This window comes from Azotobacter bryophylli (genome assembly GCF_042643485.1).
Classification (GTDB): domain Bacteria; phylum Pseudomonadota; class Gammaproteobacteria; order Pseudomonadales; family Pseudomonadaceae; genus Azotobacter; species Azotobacter bryophylli.
In genome coordinates this window covers 203,728-222,884 of sequence record NZ_JBHRSJ010000035.1, presented here as the reverse complement: position 1 = coordinate 222,884, position 19,157 = coordinate 203,728, and the positions used below count along the sequence as shown (strand labels likewise).

18 protein-coding genes and 1 riboswitch are annotated in these 19,157 nt (G+C 64.8%); of the genes, 10 read left to right on the top strand and 8 right to left on the bottom strand.

Annotation, left to right across the window (positions count from 1 at the left end; genetic code table 11):
• Positions 1-4: 4 nt before the first annotated feature.
• Positions 5-226, bottom strand: a riboswitch (cobalamin riboswitch).
• 82 nt (positions 227-308) lie between these two features.
• The 6 genes from ACFOJE_RS20050 to ttcA all read right to left on the bottom strand — a co-directional run bounded on the left by ACFOJE_RS20050 (position 309) and on the right by ttcA (position 4,836).
• The gene (locus ACFOJE_RS20050) at positions 309-983 is read right to left on the bottom strand and encodes an O-methyltransferase (protein ID WP_377816733.1); all 675 of its coding nucleotides are present in this window, start codon (positions 981-983) and stop codon (positions 309-311) included.
• 40 nt (positions 984-1,023) lie between these two features.
• Positions 1,024-1,542 (bottom strand): C40 family peptidase, encoded by a 519-nt coding sequence (locus ACFOJE_RS20045; protein WP_377816731.1) that lies wholly within the window; start codon positions 1,540-1,542, stop codon positions 1,024-1,026.
• 262 nt (positions 1,543-1,804) lie between these two features.
• Entirely contained in the window at positions 1,805-2,404 is a 600-nt protein-coding gene (locus tag ACFOJE_RS20040) for a C40 family peptidase (protein WP_377816730.1), read from the bottom strand.
• A gap of 49 nt (positions 2,405-2,453) precedes the next feature.
• Entirely contained in the window at positions 2,454-3,236 is a 783-nt protein-coding gene (locus ACFOJE_RS20035; RefSeq protein ID WP_377816729.1) for an NAD-dependent deacylase, read from the bottom strand.
• A 67-nt stretch (positions 3,237-3,303) separates the two neighbouring features.
• Entirely contained in the window at positions 3,304-3,975 is a 672-nt protein-coding gene (locus ACFOJE_RS20030) for a DNA-3-methyladenine glycosylase I (protein WP_377816727.1), read from the bottom strand.
• A 36-nt stretch (positions 3,976-4,011) separates the two neighbouring features.
• Positions 4,012-4,836 (bottom strand): tRNA 2-thiocytidine(32) synthetase TtcA, encoded by an 825-nt coding sequence (gene ttcA / locus ACFOJE_RS20025; protein WP_377816725.1) that lies wholly within the window; start codon positions 4,834-4,836, stop codon positions 4,012-4,014.
• Positions 4,837-5,081: 245 nt separating this feature from the next.
• Between ttcA and ACFOJE_RS20020 the strand changes: the two genes are divergently transcribed.
• The 3 genes from ACFOJE_RS20020 to ACFOJE_RS20010 all read left to right on the top strand — a co-directional run bounded on the left by ACFOJE_RS20020 (position 5,082) and on the right by ACFOJE_RS20010 (position 7,144).
• Positions 5,082-5,681 carry a Yip1 family protein gene (locus ACFOJE_RS20020; RefSeq protein ID WP_377816724.1) on the top strand — a complete coding sequence of 200 codons (600 nt, stop codon included), beginning with the start codon at positions 5,082-5,084 and terminating at the stop codon, positions 5,679-5,681.
• A gap of 160 nt (positions 5,682-5,841) precedes the next feature.
• Positions 5,842-6,507, top strand: coding sequence for a Yip1 family protein (locus tag ACFOJE_RS20015; RefSeq protein WP_377816722.1), 666 nt, complete (start codon positions 5,842-5,844; stop codon positions 6,505-6,507).
• A gap of 142 nt (positions 6,508-6,649) precedes the next feature.
• On the top strand, positions 6,650-7,144 hold the full coding sequence (locus tag ACFOJE_RS20010; protein ID WP_377816719.1) for a SprT family zinc-dependent metalloprotease: 495 nt from the start codon (positions 6,650-6,652) through the stop codon (positions 7,142-7,144).
• A gap of 2 nt (positions 7,145-7,146) precedes the next feature.
• Here the strand turns inward: ACFOJE_RS20010 and ACFOJE_RS20005 are convergent, their stop codons facing one another.
• A complete protein-coding gene (locus ACFOJE_RS20005) occupies positions 7,147-8,334 on the bottom strand; it encodes an MFS transporter (RefSeq protein WP_377816718.1) in 1,188 nt (395 codons plus the stop codon).
• A 161-nt stretch (positions 8,335-8,495) separates the two neighbouring features.
• On the opposite strand from ACFOJE_RS20005, the gene ACFOJE_RS20000 reads away from it, so the two are divergent.
• A complete protein-coding gene (locus tag ACFOJE_RS20000) occupies positions 8,496-9,278 on the top strand; it encodes a dienelactone hydrolase family protein (protein ID WP_377816716.1) in 783 nt (260 codons plus the stop codon).
• Between the two features lie 95 nt (positions 9,279-9,373).
• Here the strand turns inward: ACFOJE_RS20000 and ACFOJE_RS19995 are convergent, their stop codons facing one another.
• Entirely contained in the window at positions 9,374-10,681 is a 1,308-nt protein-coding gene (locus ACFOJE_RS19995) for a dicarboxylate/amino acid:cation symporter (protein ID WP_377816715.1), read from the bottom strand.
• A gap of 282 nt (positions 10,682-10,963) precedes the next feature.
• On the opposite strand from ACFOJE_RS19995, the gene ACFOJE_RS19990 reads away from it, so the two are divergent.
• The 6 genes from ACFOJE_RS19990 to ACFOJE_RS19965 all read left to right on the top strand — a co-directional run bounded on the left by ACFOJE_RS19990 (position 10,964) and on the right by ACFOJE_RS19965 (position 19,073).
• The gene (locus ACFOJE_RS19990; RefSeq protein ID WP_377816714.1) at positions 10,964-11,674 is read left to right on the top strand and encodes a 4'-phosphopantetheinyl transferase family protein; all 711 of its coding nucleotides are present in this window, start codon (positions 10,964-10,966) and stop codon (positions 11,672-11,674) included.
• Between the two features lie 660 nt (positions 11,675-12,334).
• Positions 12,335-15,217, top strand: coding sequence for a ribonucleoside-diphosphate reductase subunit alpha (locus ACFOJE_RS19985; protein WP_377816713.1), 2,883 nt, complete (start codon positions 12,335-12,337; stop codon positions 15,215-15,217).
• 256 nt (positions 15,218-15,473) lie between these two features.
• The gene (locus tag ACFOJE_RS19980) at positions 15,474-16,727 is read left to right on the top strand and encodes a ribonucleotide-diphosphate reductase subunit beta (protein ID WP_377816712.1); all 1,254 of its coding nucleotides are present in this window, start codon (positions 15,474-15,476) and stop codon (positions 16,725-16,727) included.
• Positions 16,728-16,823: 96 nt separating this feature from the next.
• A complete protein-coding gene (locus ACFOJE_RS19975; RefSeq protein ID WP_377816711.1) occupies positions 16,824-17,369 on the top strand; it encodes a hypothetical protein in 546 nt (181 codons plus the stop codon).
• Positions 17,370-17,377: 8 nt separating this feature from the next.
• Entirely contained in the window at positions 17,378-18,367 is a 990-nt protein-coding gene (locus ACFOJE_RS19970) for a DGQHR domain-containing protein (protein WP_377816710.1), read from the top strand.
• A 154-nt stretch (positions 18,368-18,521) separates the two neighbouring features.
• Positions 18,522-19,073, top strand: a complete 552-nt coding sequence (locus tag ACFOJE_RS19965) for an REP-associated tyrosine transposase (protein ID WP_377816709.1) — start codon at positions 18,522-18,524, stop codon at positions 19,071-19,073.
• Positions 19,074-19,157: the final 84 nt, after the last annotated feature.

The following is a 19,157-nucleotide window of genomic DNA, read 5'->3' as shown; positions in this document are numbered from 1 at the left end:
GCGATGCCCTGGAATGCGACAGGCCGGTCTCCGGGCTCACGAGCGGAACCGTGCGGTTCCCGAAACCGCGCCTTCCCGTGTCGAAACACAGTGGCATTGCGATGCGGCTTCTCGACTCGTCTACCGTTGCGGGGGCAGCGCCGGCCTTGCGCCGCGAGATCGCGGAGCGCACCGGCTTCCCTGTTTCACCCTGGGTAACCAGGGCACCTGAAGCAAGACGCGCAGATTAGAGCAAATACGCACCGAGTCAATTGAGGAAAATCCGTGAACGTCTGAATCCCGCTCATGACGCCTCTATAGGAGCGCTTTCAGCCGGCCGTCTCGCGCTTGCGGCAGATGCTCAGGCCGTCACCCAGCGGCAGCAGCGACAGCTCGATCCGCGGATCGTCGCGCAGCGCCCGGTTGAGCGCCTGGACAGCGCGGGTGTCGGGGCTTTCCGGGGCGGCCTCCAGCACCCGGCCGCCCCACAGGGTGTTGTCGAACAGGACCAGCCCGCCCGGGCGCAGCAGCCGCAGCGCATGCTCCAGGTAAGCCGGATAGCCGGTCTTGTCGGCGTCGACGAAGACCAGATCGAAGCGCCCGCCCTGCCCTTCGCGCTCCAGCGCCTGCAGGCTCTCCAGCGCCGGCGCCAGGCGCAGGGCGATGCGAGCGCCCAGCCCGGCCTCCTGCCAGTAGCGGCGGGCGATGTCGGTGTATTCCGCGCTGATGTCGAGGCTGAGCAGCTCGCCGTCCTCCGGCAGCGCCGCCGCCATGCACAGGGCGCTGTAGCCGGTGTAGGTGCCGATCTCCAGGACCCGCCGGGCGCCGGCGATGCGCACCAGCAGGGCCATGAACTGGCCCTGCTCCGGGGCGATCTGCCAGTTGGCGTTGGGCAGCCGCGCGGTCTCCTCGCGCAGGCGCCTCAAGAGCGGCGTCTCGCGCAGGGAAACCTCGAGCAGGTAGCGGTAGAGGGAGTCGTCGAGGGTCAGGGTACGGTTGCTCATGCCCACCTCCGCAGCGAGGGCCGGGCATGGCCGCCCGGCGTCAGGGGTTGCGTGCCAGGGAGTCGTTCAGCACGCGCTTGGCGCCCAGATAGGTCTTCTGCCAGTAGCGGTCGCCCAGATGGTCCAAGCGTACCGTACCGCCGCTGGAGGGCGCATGCACGAAGCGTCCCTCGCCGACGTAGATGCCGGCATGGCTGACCTGGCGCCCGCCGCTGGTGGCGAAGAACACCAGATCTCCGCTGCGCAGCGCCTCGCGGTTCACGCTCGGCATGCCCATGCCGTGCATCTCGCGGGTGGTACGGGGCAGTTGCAGAGCGGCCGCCTCCCGATAGACATAGCCGATCAGGCCGCTGCAGTCGAATCCGGAATCCGGGGTGTTGCCGCCCCAGCGGTAGGGCGTGCCGACCAGGCCGATGGCGCGGAACAGCACGTCGTTGGCCGCCGGGGAGAGCTCCTCCGAAACCGGCTGGATCTCCGGCAGGGGCGCGGGAGCATGGTTGGCGCAGGCACCGAGCAGTGCGGCGACGAGAACGAGGGCGAAGCGGACCGGGGCAGACATGCGGCACTCCCTGACCAGAACCGTTGAAAGGAATCTTCAACCGAGCGCTCTACTCTGCCGCTGGTCGGCCTGCGCGGCAAGCGCGGGCCGGGGCGGAACCGAAAGGCGGCTCGCTGTTGGCGACCACCGCTCGCAGACGGACGAACGGCTCGAACCCCCACTCTAGCGCTTCCGCCGACGGAGTCATCGGGGGATCAAGCCGTCAGGATAATATCATTTCGAAATTATGACCGACGCGAACGCGTCGGTCGGAAGGGGGCCGTCAGCGCGACGCCTTGACGTCCATCTCCGCCAGGGACAGCACGCGCTTGGCCTGCAGGTAGCTGGCGTTCCAGTAACCGTCTTCCAGGCTGTCCACCCGCACCCCGCCGCTGCGGCGGCTGGAGGAATGCAGGAAGCGCCCGTTGCCGATGTAGATGCCGGCATGGCTGACGCGGCCGCGGCCACGGTTGTTGAAGAAGATCAGATCGCCCGGCGCCAGATCGCTGCGGGCCACCCGCGGGGCGTCCATGCTGATCATGTCGCGGGTCGAGCGCGGCAGTTCGAGGCCCAGTTCCTCGCGGAACACGTAGCCGATGAAACCGCTGCAGTCGAAACCGCTCTGTTCCGAAACGCCGCCGAAGCGGTACGGCGTACCGAGCAGTCCGAAACCGCGCTCGAGGACGGCGTCGGCCAGGGCCGGCAGCCGGTAGGGAACGTTGTCGGTGAGTTCCGCCAGCTCTTCCCGGCTCGGCTCGTCGGCCAGAGAGGTGGCTTGCGACATGCGCTCGGCGAAGGACTGCTCGTAAGGCGCATGTCCCGCGCAGGCAGTCAGCAGAAAGGCGAGTGCCAGAGGCACGAGGGGTGCGAAGCGTACTTGCATAGGCACGACCGTGTCAGAAAGTTGAAAGGCGGGCCGACTATGCCTTGTGTTAGCCGGTATTGCAAATAGCCATGCCAGAAATGTGACTTAGCAACGATGGCAGGACATCCAAGGCCCTCGCCCGCGCATGGAGGTCGACGAGGCCGCTGATCTCGCTGCTGCCCGGATTGATTTCGGCGGTGAAGCCGCCCAGGCGCCGGGCCCGCAGGATCGGCTCGACGATATAGGGGAAGCTGGCGCTGGTGCCCACCGCCAGCACCGCGTCGAAGCCCTTGCCCAGCTCCTCGTACAGCGTGGCGACGGCCCGCTCCGGCAGCATCTCCTCGAACAGCACCACCGGCGGGCGCAGGATGCCGCCACAGGCGCAGCGCGGCGGCAGCGGCCGCTGCAGGTGCTCGGCCAGCTCGGCGCTCCGCGCGCCGCAGGACTGGCAATAGAGCGGTTCCAACCGACCGTGGATCTCGATCAGCCGCTCCGGCGGCGAGCCGGCCGCCCGGTGATAGCCGTCGATGTTCTGGGTCAGCACCCAGCAGCCGGGCTTGCGCCGCTGCAGTTCGGCGATCGCCTCGTGTGCGGCATTAGGCCGCGCCCCCAGGCAGGCGCGCCCCAGCTCGGCGAGGTATTTCCAGCACAGCGCCGGATCGCGCCCGAGCATCGGCCCGGACAGCGCCGCCTCGATCGGCAGGCCCTCCGCGGTACGGCCGTTGTACAGGCCGCCGAGGCCGCGATAGGTGGGCAGGCCGGAGTCGGCGGAGAGCCCGGCGCCGGTGATGATCAGGATGCGCTCGGCCCGCTGCAGCGCCCGGGCGATCCGCTCGATGGTGTCCTGCATGTCTCCTCCGTCCGCTCGGCTCGATGCCGGTCTTTTTCCTGCACTGCAAGAAGGACCGTCGGCTCGCTCAATGATTCACCGTGTGGGCGAGCATGACCGATAGCTGGCACAGCGGCCGGCCGCTTTCCGCCTGCCAGCGGTTGAAGGCGTCCTGTACCGCCGCGAGGTCCTTCTGGCTGGTCGGCGCCTTGTCGATCACGCCCTGCGCCACGAGCGCGGCGACCACGTCCTCGGTGGGGATGAAGGTGTCCTTGCCGGCCATGCGCAGGAAGCGCGGCGCCGACAGGCCGCCGAGCTGGTTGCCGCGCTTGGCCAGGCTGCGCCACAGGCCGACGATGTCGGACACCGGCCAGTCGGCGAGCAGGGTGCCGAAGCTGCCCTTCTCCCTGGCCACGTCCAGCACGAACTGGGCGTTGCGCGGCACGCTCTTGAGCTTGGCCAGGTGGCGGATCAGGCGCTCGTCCCGCATCAGCCGCTCCAGGTGCTCGTCGCCCATCAGCACCACCTTGTGCGGGTCGAAGCCGAAGAACACCTCCTCGAAGGCCGGCCACTTGGCGTCGACCACGCTGTGCTTGAGGCCGGCGCGGAAGATGCGCAGGCTGATCAGCGACAGGTAGCGGTCGTCCGCGATGGCGCGCAGCTCCCCGGCGCTCCTGGGCACGGGCAGGCGCGCCTCCAGCGCGGCGGCCGAGCCGAAGCGGTTCAGGCAGTACTCGTGGAGCCATCGGTAATCGCGCATGTGATCTCCCTTGCCTCGGCCGGCGAACGGCCTGCCCTACAGGCTCATCACGTCGACGAAGCGCGGCGTGGCGTTGTCGTCGATGCGCAGGCTCTTGAAGTCGAACAGATTGCGGTCGGCCAGCTGCGAGGGATGCACGTTCTGCAGGGCGCGGAACATGATCTCGGTGCGGCCTGGGCTCTTGCGCTCCCACTCCCGGAGCATCTCCTTGACCACCTGGCGCTGCAGGTTCTCCTGGGAGCCGCACAGGTTGCAGGGGATGATCGGGAACTCCCTCATCTTCGCATAGGCCTCGATGTCCACCTCGCTGCAGTAGGCCAGCGGGCGGATCACCACGTTGCGGCCGTCGTCGGAGAGCAGCTTGGGCGGCATGGCCTTGAGGGTGCCGCCGTAGAACAGGTTGAGGAAGAAGGTCTCGAGGATGTCGTCGCGGTGATGGCCGAGCGCCATTTTGCTCGCGCCGATCTCGTCGGCGAAGGTGTAGAGGGTGCCGCGGCGCAGGCGCGAGCACAGCGAGCAGGTGGTCTTGCCCTCCGGAATCTTCTCCTTGACCACCGAGTAGGTGTCCTTCTCGATGATGTGGTACTCGACGCCGATGGACTTCAGGTACTCGGGCAGCACGTGCTCGGGGAAGCCCGGCTGCTTCTGGTCCATGTTCACCGCGACGATCTCGAAGCGGATCGGCGCCACCTTCTGCAGATAGAGCAGCACGTCGAGCATGGTGTAGCTGTCCTTGCCGCCGGACAGGCAGACCATCACCTTGTCGCCGTCCTCGATCATGTTGAAGTCGGTGACCGCTTCGCCGGCCTGGCGGCGCAGGCGCTTCTGCAGCTTGTTCTGATTGACCGAAAGGGTGCCCATGGTGCTCTGAATCCGCGAAAGGTACGAAAAGGCGGGCATTTTACGCGCAAAGCGTCTCCGGCCCCAGCCCATCGATCCATCGCCGGCTCGAGCGTAACGCTTCAGGGTTATTACCGCCCCGGTGCAGAGAGGAAAACACTCTAAGCCGCGCCCGGCGAGGCTTACAGGCCGCTTCTATACTGCCAGACAAGGTCGCAGAGGCTTGATTCTGGCTGGGGGCGACCGTTCCTACAGGAGATGCACGCATGATCAACCACGTCTGGGGGCTACTCACCCGCCCAAATCAGGAATGGCAGGAAATCCGTGGCGAAGAAGAAAGCATCAGCCACATGTACCTGACCCATGTACTGCTGCTGGCGGCCATTCCGGCCATCGCCGCCTTCATCGGCACCACCCAGGTCGGCTGGAGCATCGGCTCGGGCGAGCCGGTCAAGCTGACCGAAGGCAGCGCGCTGCAGATGACCATCCTGTCCTACCTGGCGATGCTGGCCGGCGTGGCGGTGATGGGCGCCTTCATCCACTGGATGGCGCGGACCTACGATGCCAACCCGACCCTGGAACAATGCATCGTATTCGCCGCCTACAACGCCACCCCCCTGTTCATCGGCGGCATGGCGGCGGTCTACCCGAATCTCTGGGTGGGCATGGCCGTCGGCACCGTCGCCATCAGCTACACGGTCTACCTGCTCTACGTGGGGTTGCCGACCTTCATGAACATCCCCCGCGACGAGGGGTTCCTGTTCTCCAGTTCGGTGCTCGCGGTGGGCCTGGTGGTGCTAGTGGCGCTGATCGCCGTCTCGGTGCTCCTCTGGGGCTTCGGCGCCGGCCCGGTGTACATCAGCTGACCGCCGTCGCGACACGGGGATGACGAAGCCGCCGCCTGGCGGCTTCTTCGTTTGCGAGGGGCCTACCGTTCGGCAGCAGGGGGGAATCCTGGAGCCTGGCGCCGTCTAACGGGTATCGGTGCTGTTTTCCTGCAGCCATCAAGACGCGAGGTAGGCCCTCATGACTCTGCATGCCCTGCAACTGATAAGCCACCCGGAGCAGACCTGGGAGGAAATCCGCCGGGAGGAGGACCAGAACGGCCTGCACTTCCTGCCCCACCTGCTGCTGCTCGGCCTGATCCCCGCGGTATCCCTGTTCATCGGCAACTCCTACGTCGGCTGGAGCCTGGTCGGCGAGGAACGCGTGCGCCTGGACCCGGTCAGCGCCCTGCAATTCAGCGTGCTGCTGTATCTGGCGATCCTCGCCGGCACCGCCATCATGGGCTGGTTCGTGCACTGGATGTCGCGGACCTTCGAGGCGCGCCCGAGCCTCCAGCAGTGCATCGGCTTCATCGCCTACACCCTCACGCCCTTCCTGTTCCTGGGCCTGGCCGGGCTCTATCCGAACCGCTGGCTGGCCGTCGCGGTCCTGGCGGTCGGCCTGGCGCACTGGACCTACCTGCTGTTCGTCGGCCTGCCGGCCTTCATGCGCATCCGCCAGTCCCCGGGCTTCCTCTACGCCGTCTCGGTGTTTTCGGTGGGCCTGCTGGTGCTGCTGTCGGTACTGCTGACCGCCCTGCTGTTCTGGCAGTACCAGCTGCGGCCGAATTACGAACGCACCGGCATCGACCAGGGCTACCCGGTACGCAGCGAACGGCCCGTGGAAGGTCCCGGCGGGCGGGACTGAACGCCGAAGGTGGCGGGAGCGGCGATCGCCGTTCCCGGCCGACCAGTCAATCGTTGGACTTCGCCGAAGCGGCTGCGACGAAACGCAGCCCGAGGTAACCCGGCTTTTCGGCATAATGGCCGGGCTTCAAGGAGTGTTGCCCATGCCCGAGATGATCCATGCCCGCGTCGAAGCCTGCTTCCAGCAGGCGGAAGCCTTCTTCGAACGAACCTTCCTGCGCCCGCGGATCAGCCTGCAACTGCGCGGGCAGAAGGCCGGCGTGGCCTATCTGACGGAGAACCTGCTGCGCTTCAACGAGCAGCTCTACCGGGAGAACCGCGAGGACTTCCTCCGCCAGACGGTGGCCCACGAGGTGGCGCACCTGGTCGCCCACCAGCTCTACGGAGCCGGAATCAAGCCCCACGGCGCGGAATGGCAGGAGATCATGCGCGGGGTCTACCAGCTGCCGCCGAACCGCTGCCACAACTACGCCATCCCGCGGCGCCGGGCCACGCGCTATCTCTATCGCTGCCTGTGCCCGAACCAGCAGTTCCCCTTCTCCGCCCAGCGCCACGCCCTGGTCGGCAAGGGCCGCCGCTACCTGTGCCGGCAGTGCCGGGCGACGCTGGTATTCACCGGCCAGCAGCGCATCGAGTAAACCTACAGCCGCCGGGCGATCCCGCCGGCGAGCAGGAACAGACTACCGAGCAGCCCCAGCAGCGGCAGCCAGCCGGCGTGCTGGAAGACCCAGCCGCCGCCGTAGCCGACCAGGCTGGAGCCCAGGTAATAGGCGCACAGATAGAGAGCCGAAGCCTGGGCCTTGGCGCCCCCGGCCCGCTGCCCCACCTGAGCGCTGGCCACCGCATGGGCGGCGAAGAAGCCCAGCGTCACCAGCCCCAGCCCGGCCGCCACGCCGGCCAGCCAGGGCGTCGCGCACAGCCCCACTCCCAGCAGCATGATCCCGGCGGCCCCCTGCAGCACCCCGCGCGCGCCGAAGCGCGACATCAGCCTGCCGCCCCAGCCGGCGCTGAGAATGCCGATCAGGTAGACGACGAAGAGCAGACCGATCACCGTCGAGGACAGATTGAACGGCGGCGCGGCCAGGCGGAAGCCGGCATAGTTGAACAGGGCGACGAAGCCGCCCATCAGCAGGAAGGCCAGCAGGAACAGGCGCCGCAGCTCGGCGTTGCCGAGGTGGTCGCGGAAGTTGCCGAGCAGCCCGCCGAGGGACAGCGGCTGCGCCTGGAAATGCCGCGACGGCGGCAGCAGCCAGACGAACAGCCCCAGCCCCAGCAGCCCCATGCCGGCGACGCCGCCGAGAGCCGTCTGCCAGCCGCCGAGATCGCCGAGCAGGCCGGCCAGCAGGCGGCCGAGCAGTCCGCCCAGGGCCGTGCCGCCGATGTACAGGCCCATCGCCGCCGGCAGCGAGCCGGGGTCGAATTCCTCGCCCACGTAGGCCATCGCCAGCGCAGGCAGGCCGCTCAGGGCCAGCCCGAGCAGGGCGCGCAGCGTCAGCAGCAGCTCCCAGGACTCCACCAGGGAGCAGGCGATCCCCAGCGAACAGGCCAGGCCGAGGGCCGCCGCCATCACCGGCTTGCGTCCCCAGCTCTCGGCCAGCGCCCCGGAAATCAGCAGGCAGAAGGCCAGGCTCAGGGTGGTCAGGGACAGCGCCAGGCTGCTGCTCGCCGCCGACACCGAGAAATGCGCCGCCAGCTGCGGCAATAGCGGCTGCACGCAATAGAGCAAGGCGAAGGTGGCGAAGCCGGCGCAGAACAGCGCCAGGGTCGCGCGCCGGTAGGCCGGCGTGCCGCGGGTCAGGTGGGGAACGAGGGCCGAGGTCAGGTCCATTGCCGAAATCCGGAAACGATGCGAAGCGGTGACCGGAGGCTAACACAGGCGGCCCCGGCGGAAACGGGCGGGCCATGAGCGGTGCCGGCCTGATACTCTGCAGGGCACGCCCCCGTCCGGATCGGCGGGGCGCGCCAACGACCGAAAAGGAGAGATCGGCAATGCGACATTACCTGCCAGGCCTGCTGCTGGCCTTCAGTGCTGCCAGCCAGGCGGCGATCCAGACCGAAGAGCTGCACTACAAGGCCGCCGACGGCACGCCCCTGCTGGGCTACTACGCCTACGACGACGCCATCGCCGGCAAGCGGCCGGGCATCGTGGTGGTGCACGAATGGTGGGGACTGAACGACTACGCCAAACGCCGCGCCCGCGACCTCGCCGGTCTCGGCTACAGCGCCCTGGCCATCGACATGTACGGCGAAGGCAAGAACACCAGCCACCCGGCCGACGCCAAGGCCTTCATGCAGGCCGCCACGGCCGGTGCCGATACCGCCAAGGCGCGCTTCCTGGCCGGGCTGGAGCTGCTCAAGGCGCAGCCGCAGACCGACCCCGCCAAGCTCGGCGCCATCGGCTACTGCTTCGGCGGCAAGGTGGTGCTGGACATGGCCCGCCAGAGCGTGCCGCTGGCCGGGGTGGTCAGCTTCCACGGCAACCTGGTGCCGCAGAAGCCGGCCACGCCGGGTAGCGTCAAGGCGCGGGTACTGGTCGCCCACGGCGACGCCGACAGCTTCACCCGGGAACAGGACATCGCCAATTTCAAGCGGGAAATGCAGCAGGCCGGCGCCCGCTACCAGTTCAACCGATACCCGGGCGCCAAGCACGGCTTCACCAACCCGGAGGCCGACGAGCTGGCCAAGCAGGGCATGGACATCGGCTACCAGAAGGAGGCCGACGAGCGCTCCTGGGCCGACATGCAGGCGTTCTTCAAGGACGTCTTCAAGTAAGAAAAGGCCGGCCGGCGCTGCGGGAGCGCCGGGCCGGCTTTGCCTGGAGGGATGGCGCGGCAGCGGGAAGTGCCGCCGCGCAGGTCATGCCCGACTCAGTCGCTGACCCCGTCATCCAGACGCACGTTCAGCATGGCATCGGAATCCGAACCGCCGCCGCGCAGCTCGCTTTGCAGCTTCTTCTCGTCCAGCTGGCCGACCCACTTGGACACCAGCACGCTGGCCAGACCGTTGCCGATCAGGTTGGTCAGGGCGCGGGCTTCCGACATGAAGCGGTCGATGCCGAGGATCAGCGCCAGACCGGCCACCGGCAGGTCGCCCACCGCGGACAGGGTGGCGGCCAGCACGATGAAGCCGCTGCCGGTGACGCCGGCGGCGCCCTTGGAGGCGATCAGCAGCACGGCCAGCAGGGTCAGCTGGTGGGTCAGATCCAGCGGGGTATCGGTGGCCTGGGCGATGAACACCGCGGCCATGGTCAGGTAGATGGAAGTTCCGTCCAGGTTGAAGGAGTAGCCGGTGGGGATCACCAGACCGACCACCGACTTGTGGCAGCCGAGCTTCTCCATCTTGTTCAGCATGCGCGGCAGGGCGGACTCCGAGGAGGAGGTGCCGAGCACGATCAGCAGTTCCTCGCGGATGTACTTGATAAAGCGCACGATGCTGAAGCCGTTGGCGCGGGCGATGGTGCCGAGCACCACGAGGATGAAGAACAGGCAGGTGATGTAGAAGCACAGCATCAGCTGGCCGAGCTGCACCAGGGAGCCGACGCCGTACTTGCCGATGGTGAAGGCCATGGCGCCGAAGGCACCGATGGGCGCCAGCTTCATGATCACGCCGATGATGCCGAACATCACCTGGGCGATGCCGTCGATGAACTCCAGCACCGGCTTGCCGTAGCTGCCCATGCGTTGCAGGGAGAAGGCGAACAGCACGGAGAAGAACAGCACCTGGAGGATGTCGCCCTTGGCGAAGGCACCGACCACCGTCTCGGGAATCACGTTGAGCAGGAAGCCCACGGTGCTCTGCTCGGCACCGGCCTTGGCGTAGGCGGCGATGCTGCCGGCGTCCAGGCTGGCCGGGTCGATGTGCATGCCGGCACCCGGCTTGACCACGTTGACCACCACCAGGCCGATGATCAGGGCCAGGGTGGAGACGATCTCGAAGTACAGCAAGGCGATGCCGCCGGTCTTGCCCACCGCCTTCATGTCCTGCATGCCGGCGATACCGCTCACCACGGTACAGAAGATGATCGGCGCGATGGCCATCTTGATCAGCTTGACGAAGCCGTCACCCAGGGGCTTCATCGCCGCGCCGGTTTCCGGATAGAAATGGCCCAGCGCGACGCCGATGGCGATGGCCGCCAGCACCTGGACATACAGGCTCTTGTAGAAGGGTTGGGACATGGCAGATTTCCTTGGGGGACTCCCCGGACCTCCTTCCCAGAGGCGGGCGTCGCCTGACACGATTTTTCTCCCTCTCCGGGGAGGCTCTTGTAATCCCTCGTGCGAGGGGTTGGGCACGAAAAGCAAATGCCATGCCACCCATTAAATCACCAAGAAACCCTTTAAAATCAGCCAGTTGAACTATCGAAACCGCTTCGGCTGGCGTATATCCGCCAGTCCGGCGGCGAAATTCCGCCACCGCACGACTACCCGCTCCGCCTCCGGTCGCGGCACAATGGCACGATGAATCCACTGCCCCTCCCCTCCTGCTGCGACGAGCCCGTCGAGCACTGGCCGCTGCCCCGCCCACTGACCGGCACCCGACTGGTCAGCGCCCGCTTCGACCCGGAGCGCCTGGCACCCGACGACTTCGCGCGCTGCGCCATCCCCCCGCTCGGCGGCGCCGCCAAGCGCCAGGCCGAGCACCTCGCCGGCCGCCTCTGCGCGCGCCAGGCCCTGCTGGGGCTGGCCGGCATCCCCGACGTTCCCGCGGTCGGCGCGGACCGCGCGCCGCAGTGGCCGGCCGGCACGGTCGGCTCGATCACCCACAGCGACGGCTGGGCGGCAGCGCTGGTCGGCCACGCCAGCCTCTGGCGCGGACTGGGGCTGGACGCGGAAACCCTGCTGCAGCCCGCGCGCAGCGAGCGCCTGGCCCGGCAGATCCTCACCCCCGGCGAGCAGGAGCGCAGCGCCGTCCTGCCCCTGGATCAGCGGGCCTGGCTCGTCACCCTGGTCTTCTCGCTCAAGGAAAGCCTGTTCAAGGCGCTCTATCCGCTGGTGCGCCAGCGCTTCTACTTCCAGGACGCCGAGCTGCTGGAGTGGTCCGCCGACGGCCAGGCGCGCCTGCGCCTGCTCACCCCCCTGGCGGCGGACTGGCCGACCGGCGCCGAGCTGGAGGGCCAGTTCGCCCAACTGGAAGAGCGCCTGCTGACCCTGGTCGGCATCGGGCACTGAACGGCGCACGCCCTCCCCGACCTCCCGCCCGACCTAGCAGGAAGCCAAGCGAAACACAAGATATTGTGCCGCAGCGCTCAAAGCGAAAAACTTCCCGGACAACGCCGGAATCGCCAGGCGACCACGACGAACGGTAAAGCCCAACGGCCGCGCGGCCTGTACGAAAGTGCCCCCCGCCCACCCACACACCACGCACAATTTATCCACAGGATGTCCCCTGCCGCTTCGTCTTGCATTACCCCCATCAGCGCATTATCTTGTATCCCCACAACGCCAGACACCTATATGTTGTGCCGAGCCCCGAATAACGACACAACGGAAAATGGCTCCCGCGAGGCTCGCTCGCAGGCCTTGCAAACGGCTCGTCATATCGATGCCATTAGAATGCCGACCGGCGTTACGGACGGCTTCCGCTTCCGGCGCGACGGGCGCAGGAAAGCCGATTCATAGGGTGGCCAAGAAGGGCGCACCCACTAGATGTAGTGGTTTCGGCTCTCGGGCCGCGACCCCTGTTTTACGGCCAGGAAGGCGGTGAGTCACAACCCTCTGTTCCTCAGCCATGTTTTGCGCAAGCGCCAGCGCGGCGTTTCGCTTTGCTCGTTAGAAACGGATGGCCAAGACGTGACCTGGCCCAATTTTTCGAAGCACATGGAGACACTCATGCATACCGACGCATCCCGCGAGAACCTGCCGCCCAGCGCACCGCAGGCTGCCGATTCGATCCAGGATCTGGCCGCCACCGCACCGGGCCAGCTGCGCGTGATCAAGCGCAACGGCACCGTCGTCCCCTACACCGACGACAAGATCACCGTGGCCATCAGCAAGGCGTTTCTCGCCGTGGAAGGCGGCACCGCGGCCGCCTCGTCGCGTATCCATGACACCGTGGCGCGCCTGACCGAACAGGTCAGCGCCACCTTCCGCCGGCGCATGCCCTCCGGCGGCACCATCCACATCGAGGAAATCCAGGACCAGGTCGAACTGGCCCTGATGCGCGCCGGCGAGCACAAGGTCGCCCGCGACTACGTGCTCTACCGCGAAGCCCGCTCCCAGGAGCGCAAGCGCGCCGCCGCCAGCGGCGAAGTCGCCCAGCCGCACCCGAGCATCCGCATCGCCCGCGCCGACGGCTCCCTCGCCCCGCTGGACATGGGCCGCCTGAACACCATCATCCGCGAGGCCTGCGAAGGCCTAGCCGAGGTGGACGCCGAGCTGATCCAGCGCGAGACCCTGAAGAACCTCTACGACGGCGTGGCCGAGAAGGACGTCAACACCGCCCTGGTGATGACCGCCCGCACCCTGGTCGAGCGCGAGCCGAACTACAGCTACGTCACCGCACGCCTGCTGATGGACACCCTGCGCGCCGAAGCCCTGGGCTTCCTAGGCGTGGCCGAAACCGCCACCCACCACGAGATGGCCGACCTCTACGCCAAGGCCCTGCCGGTCTACGTGGAAAAGGGCGTGGAATTCGAGCTGCTCGATCCCAAGCTCAAGGCATTCGACCTGGAGAAGCTGGGCGCCGCGCTGAACCACGAGCGCGACCAGCAGTTCACCTACCTCGGCCTGCAGACCCTGTACGACCGCTACTTCCTGCACAAGGGCGGCATCCGCTTCGAACTGCCGCAGGTGTTCTTCATGCGCGTGGCCATGGGCCTGGCCATCGAGGAGCAGGACCGGGAAGCCCGCGCCATCGAGTTCTACAACCTACTGTCGTCGTTCGACTACATGGCCTCGACGCCGACCCTGTTCAACGCCGGCACCCTGCGCCCGCAGCTGTCGTCCTGCTACCTGACCACCGTGCCGGACGACCTCTCGGGCATCTACAACGCCATCCACGACAACGCCATGCTGTCCAAATTCGCCGGCGGCCTGGGCAACGACTGGACCCCGGTGCGCGCACTGGGCTCCTACATCAAGGGCACCAACGGCAAGAGCCAGGGCGTCGTACCGTTCCTGAAAGTGGTCAACGACACCGCCGTGGCGGTCAACCAGGGCGGCAAGCGCAAGGGCGCGGTCTGCGCCTACCTGGAAACCTGGCACCTGGACATCGAGGAATTCCTCGAGCTGCGCAAGAACACCGGCGACGACCGCCGCCGCACCCACGACATGAACACCGCGAACTGGATTCCCGACCTGTTCATGAAGCGCGTGTTCGAGGACGGCACCTGGACCCTGTTCTCGCCCTCCGACGTGCCCGACCTGCACGACCTGACCGGCCGCGCCTTCGAGGAGCGCTACGAGTACTACGAGGCCCTGACCCAGTACGGCAAGCTCAAGCTGTTCAAGACCGTCCAGGCCAAGGACCTGTGGCGCAAGATGCTCTCGATGCTGTTCGAGACCGGCCACCCGTGGCTGACCTTCAAGGACCCGTGCAACCTGCGCAGCCCGCAGCAGCACGTGGGCGTCGTGCACAGCTCGAACCTCTGCACCGAGATCACCCTGAACACCAACGCCGACGAGATCGCCGTCTGCAACCTGGGCTCGATCAACCTGGTCAACCACATCGATGGTGGCAAGCTGGACATCGCCAAGCTGGAGCGCACCGTGCGCACCGCCGTGCGCATGCTGGATAACGTCATCGACATCAACTACTACTCGGTGCCGCAGGCGCAGAACGCCAACTTCAAGCACCGTCCGGTAGGCCTCGGCCTGATGGGCTTCCAAGACGCCCTGTACCTGCAGCACATCGCCTACGGCTCCGATGCCGCCATCGACTTCGCCGACCAGTCCATGGAAGCCATCAGCTACTTCGCCATCCAGGCCTCCTGCGACCTGGCCGAAGAGCGCGGCGCCTACTCCAGCTTCGAGGGCTCCCTGTGGTCCCAGGGCATCCTGCCGCTGGACTCCCTGGACATCCTCACCGAAGCCCGCGGCGCCAAGTACATCGACGTGGACCGCTCCAGCACCCTGGACTGGGCGCCGATCCGCGAGCGCGTGAAGAAAGGCATGCGCAACTCCAACATCATGGCCATCGCCCCGACCGCGACCATCTCCAACATCATCGGCGTGTCGCAGTCCATCGAGCCGACCTACCAGAACCTCTACGTGAAGTCGAACCTCTCCGGCGAGTTCACCGTGATCAACCCCTACCTGGTCCACGACCTCAAGGCCCGTGGCCTGTGGGACGCGGTGATGGTCAACGACCTCAAGTACTACGACGGCTCCGTCCAGCAGATCGAGCGCATCCCGCAGGATCTCAAGGACCTCTACGCCACCGCCTTCGAAGTCGAGACCAAGTGGATCGTCGAGGCCGCCAGCCGCCGCCAGAAGTGGATCGACCAGGCCCAGTCGCTGAACCTGTACATCGCCGGCGCCTCGGGCAAGAAGCTCGACGTGACCTACCGCATGGCCTGGTTCCGCGGTCTGAAGACCACCTACTACCTCCGTGCCCTGGCCGCCACCAGCACCGAGAAGTCGACCATCAACACCGGCAAGCTCAACGCCGTGAGTTCGGTGATCGACGAAGGTCTGCAGGCCGCCGAGCCGGCTCCGGCGCCGGTGCCGAAGGCGTGCAGTATCGACAACCCCGACTGCGAAGCCTGCCAGTAAGTAGGTAAACCGCGCGGATCTGAGCGGCGCCCGCGTCGTTGCCCGGCCAGCCGGCCCCCATCGCGTACGTCAGTACGCTCAGGGGCTCCGGCTCGCCGGGCGCCTAGCGCTCACTCGCTCAGCTTCGCGCTCGCTTCGGGCGCAGCCCATTGAGAGCATCCGCCCCCACAAGATTTCGCTTTTGCGTGCAGCACTCGAAAGCAGACCACCCTTTCCGACCGGCCGTGATCCGGTCCCCCAATCAGGAGACATCGCCATGCTGAGCTGGGACGAATTCGACCAACCCGAAGAAGGCGCCGCCAAGCAGCCGGCCGCCGCTGCACAGCCGCAGGTCGCGGCCATGAGCCTGGACAGCCTGAACCAGGCCGGCGACGCCGCCGCCCACGACGCCCGCGCCGTCGCCGCCGACGACTCCGACGCCGTCGCCCGCGCCAAGGCCGCGCTGAACGAGCTGGACGTCCGCGAAGGCCTGGAAGACCTCGAAGGCGCCGCCGCCCGCGTGCGCGTGGACGAGAAGCGCATGATCAACTGCCGCGCCGACCTCAACCAGCTCGTGCCCTTCAAGTACGACTGGGCCTGGCAGAAGTACCTCGACGGCTGCGCCAACCACTGGATGCCGCAAGAGGTCAACATGAACGCGGACATCGCCCTGTGGAAGAGCAAGGACGGCCTCACCGAGGACGAGCGCCGCATCGTCATGCGCAACCTCGGCTTCTTCTCCACCGCCGACTCGCTGGTCGCCAACAACCTGGCCCTGGCCGTCTACCGCCTGATCACCAACCCGGAATGCCGCCAGTACATCCTGCGCCAGGCCTTCGAGGAAGCCATCCACACCCACGCCTACCAGTACTGCATCGAATCGCTGGGCATGGACGAAGGCGAAATCTTCAACATGTACCACGAGATCCCGAGCGTCGCGAAGAAGGCCTCCTGGGGCCTCAAGTACACCCGCTCGATCTCCGACCCGCAGTTCAACACCGGCACCGTCGAGACCGACAAGCAGTTCCTCAAGAACCTGATCGCCTACTACTGCGTGCTAGAAGGCATCTTCTTCTACTGCGGCTTCACCCAGATCCTCTCCATGGGCCGCCGCAACAAGATGACCGGCACCGCCGAGCAGTTCCAGTACATCCTGCGCGACGAATCCATGCACCTGAACTTCGGCATCGACATGATCAACCAGATCAAGATCGAGAACCCGCACCTGTGGGACACCGAGATGAAGGACGAAGCGACCCAGATGATCCTCCAGGGCACCCAGCTGGAAATCGAATACGCCCGCGACACCATGCCTAGAGGCGTGCTCGGCATGAACGCCTCGATGATGGAGGACTACCTCAAGTTCATCGCCAACCGCCGCCTGACCCAGATCGGCCTGCCGGAACAGTACGCCGGCGTGACCAACCCCTTCCCGTGGATGAGCGAGATCATGGACCTGAAGAAGGAGAAGAACTTCTTCGAGACGCGGGTGATTGAGTATCAGACCGGTGGGGCGTTGAGCTGGGATTGATCAATCCCCACTATAAGGTTGTAACAAATTGAGGGGGCTTTATGCCCCCTCTTTCACAAGAAGATACAGGCTTGGAATAATCTCATGTGCAAATGCATGTGCGACCCCATTAAGATCTGGTTGGATCAGCATAAGACGCGACTAATCAGCCTAGGCTGGTTCATATTTATTATCGTAATTTTCGGCCAGCTAGGCCCAACTCTCGCCATCCTCCACTCACTCTGGCAAGGAAATGGAGCAGCGGCAAGCATCAGCACCCAAGCAGCCAGTGGAAACTTTATTGTTTTCTCCACAGCCATGCTTGCAAGCTCATCCTATTTTATGGTGCGCGAGTACATTAAGCGCAAGGAAATAGGCAACCGCGAACTGAAATCCTCACTACTCCTCGTAACAGCAATCACCATATTACTTGGTGTTTTCATAGCATTTGAATTAACCCAAAATCCAGCATTCGCCTATAGAGAGAATGCCATATTCCATTGGTCCATCTATACATTCTCTATACTACTATCGACCATTCTATGGACCGTTGAAGAAAACGAATCCGCCAGTGCCGTCGTCAAGACTTGGGAAAACAATGCCAAGCGTATGACCAGTGAATCCGAGAAAAACACCAGCACCATTAACGGCATGAAGATTTGAGGAAAAAAATGAGCAAGCACAGTTTCCTTAGATACAACCAGCCCGGTGCAACTTTCTATACCTGCACCATTAAAGCACCCGAAATAATCCATCGACTAGCAATTAGACGACGCAGTGACAGCAGCGATGGCATACAGCGAGATGATGACCGTAAAAGGGTAAGAGACATCGGAAACTACCTTGGCACTCCCGATGCAATCATCCCTACACCAATCATCGTCTCAGCTTATGAAAACTGTATAAAACTCACAGACACTCACTTAGAGATAAGTGAAAACGAGAAAATAATTGGCCACATTCTTGATGGCCAGCACAGGGTACTTGGACTCAAAGAAACACCAGAAAGCATATTGGAAGAAATCGAGCTCTTAATTGTCTTTGTCTTCGGGATAGACACCTACTCCGAAGCAACCATCTTCACAACAATTAACAGCAACCAAAAACAAGTATCAAAATCCCTGATATACGACCTATTTGCATTAGACCCCAAAAGGAGCAAAGAGCGAGTTTGTCACGAGATCGTGAAGTCACTTAATGACGACCCTCTATCTCCATTCCACAAGAGAATTAAAATCCTCGGAAAGAAAATAGAAGATACAGAAAGCCTCTCACAATCCGCGTTTATTGACCAGCTTTTAAAAACCATAAACAAGAAATCCAGCTCACTCATAAAGTACTATGAAAAAGAAGAGGACTGGGTACTAAGAAAACTCATCATTAACTGCTTTAAAGCTATAGATAACGCCATTGAGAGCACTCAAAACAAATACCCGAAAGACTACTTCTACAGAACATCAGGATACGGCGGCGTCACGCAAGCACTAAGCGAGATCGTTTATGCTGGCGAGAAAAAAAGAGATATAAGCGAAGAGTTCTTTGAGAAGGTTTTCACAAAATTCTTTGAACTAGCCCCCACCCCTCCAGAAGGAACAGGGAACTCCTCAATGATTGCAATAAGGGAGCGCATCATAGAGGCTCTTCGCGAAACAAAAATTTAGCGAGTAGCCCGGACCTCCCTGGTGGAAAATCGCTGCGCAAGTTTTCCACCCTACGGGAGTGCACGCAGGGGTGGGTGACGTAGGGTAGACAACGGCGCAGCCTTGTCTACCGGGCAGGGCTGCCGGCAACGGCCCACCGGCTCAGGGAGGAACCATGTCCAACTACCGACGTGCCCGCGTGCCGGGAGCGACCTATTTCTTCACGGTGAACCTGCGCGACCGGCGCAGCGATCTGCTGGTGCGGGAAATCGACCTGCTACGCGCCACGGTGCGGGCGACTCGCGCGCGGCATCCCTTCCATATCGATGCCTGGGTGGTGCTGCCGGAGCACATGCACTGCATCTGGACGCTGCCGGCAGGCGACCGCGACTTCGCGCTGCGCTGGAAGATCATCAAGGCGGCCTTCTCCCGCCGTCTGCCGGGGCGCAGCACGCCGAATGCCGCACAGGCCGCCCGTGGCGAGCGCGGCCTCTGGCAACGGCGCTACTGGGAACACCTGATCCGCGACGACCTCGATTACCAACGGCACCTCGATTACCTGCACCACAACCCGGTGAAGCACAGGCATGTGGCGCGGGTGGCCGACTGGCCGTGGTCGAGCTTCCACCGTGCGGTGCGCGAAGGCATCTATGCCCCGGATTGGGCGGGCGACGATCGCGGCGGCGAGCCGAAAGCTTGGGGGGAGCGAGTTGAGGCGGATTGGTAGAAAACCGCTGCGCGGGTTTTCTACCCTGCGTGGGGGCGGCCGTTAGGGACGGCAGCGGTGGAAAATCGCTACGCGAGTTTTCCA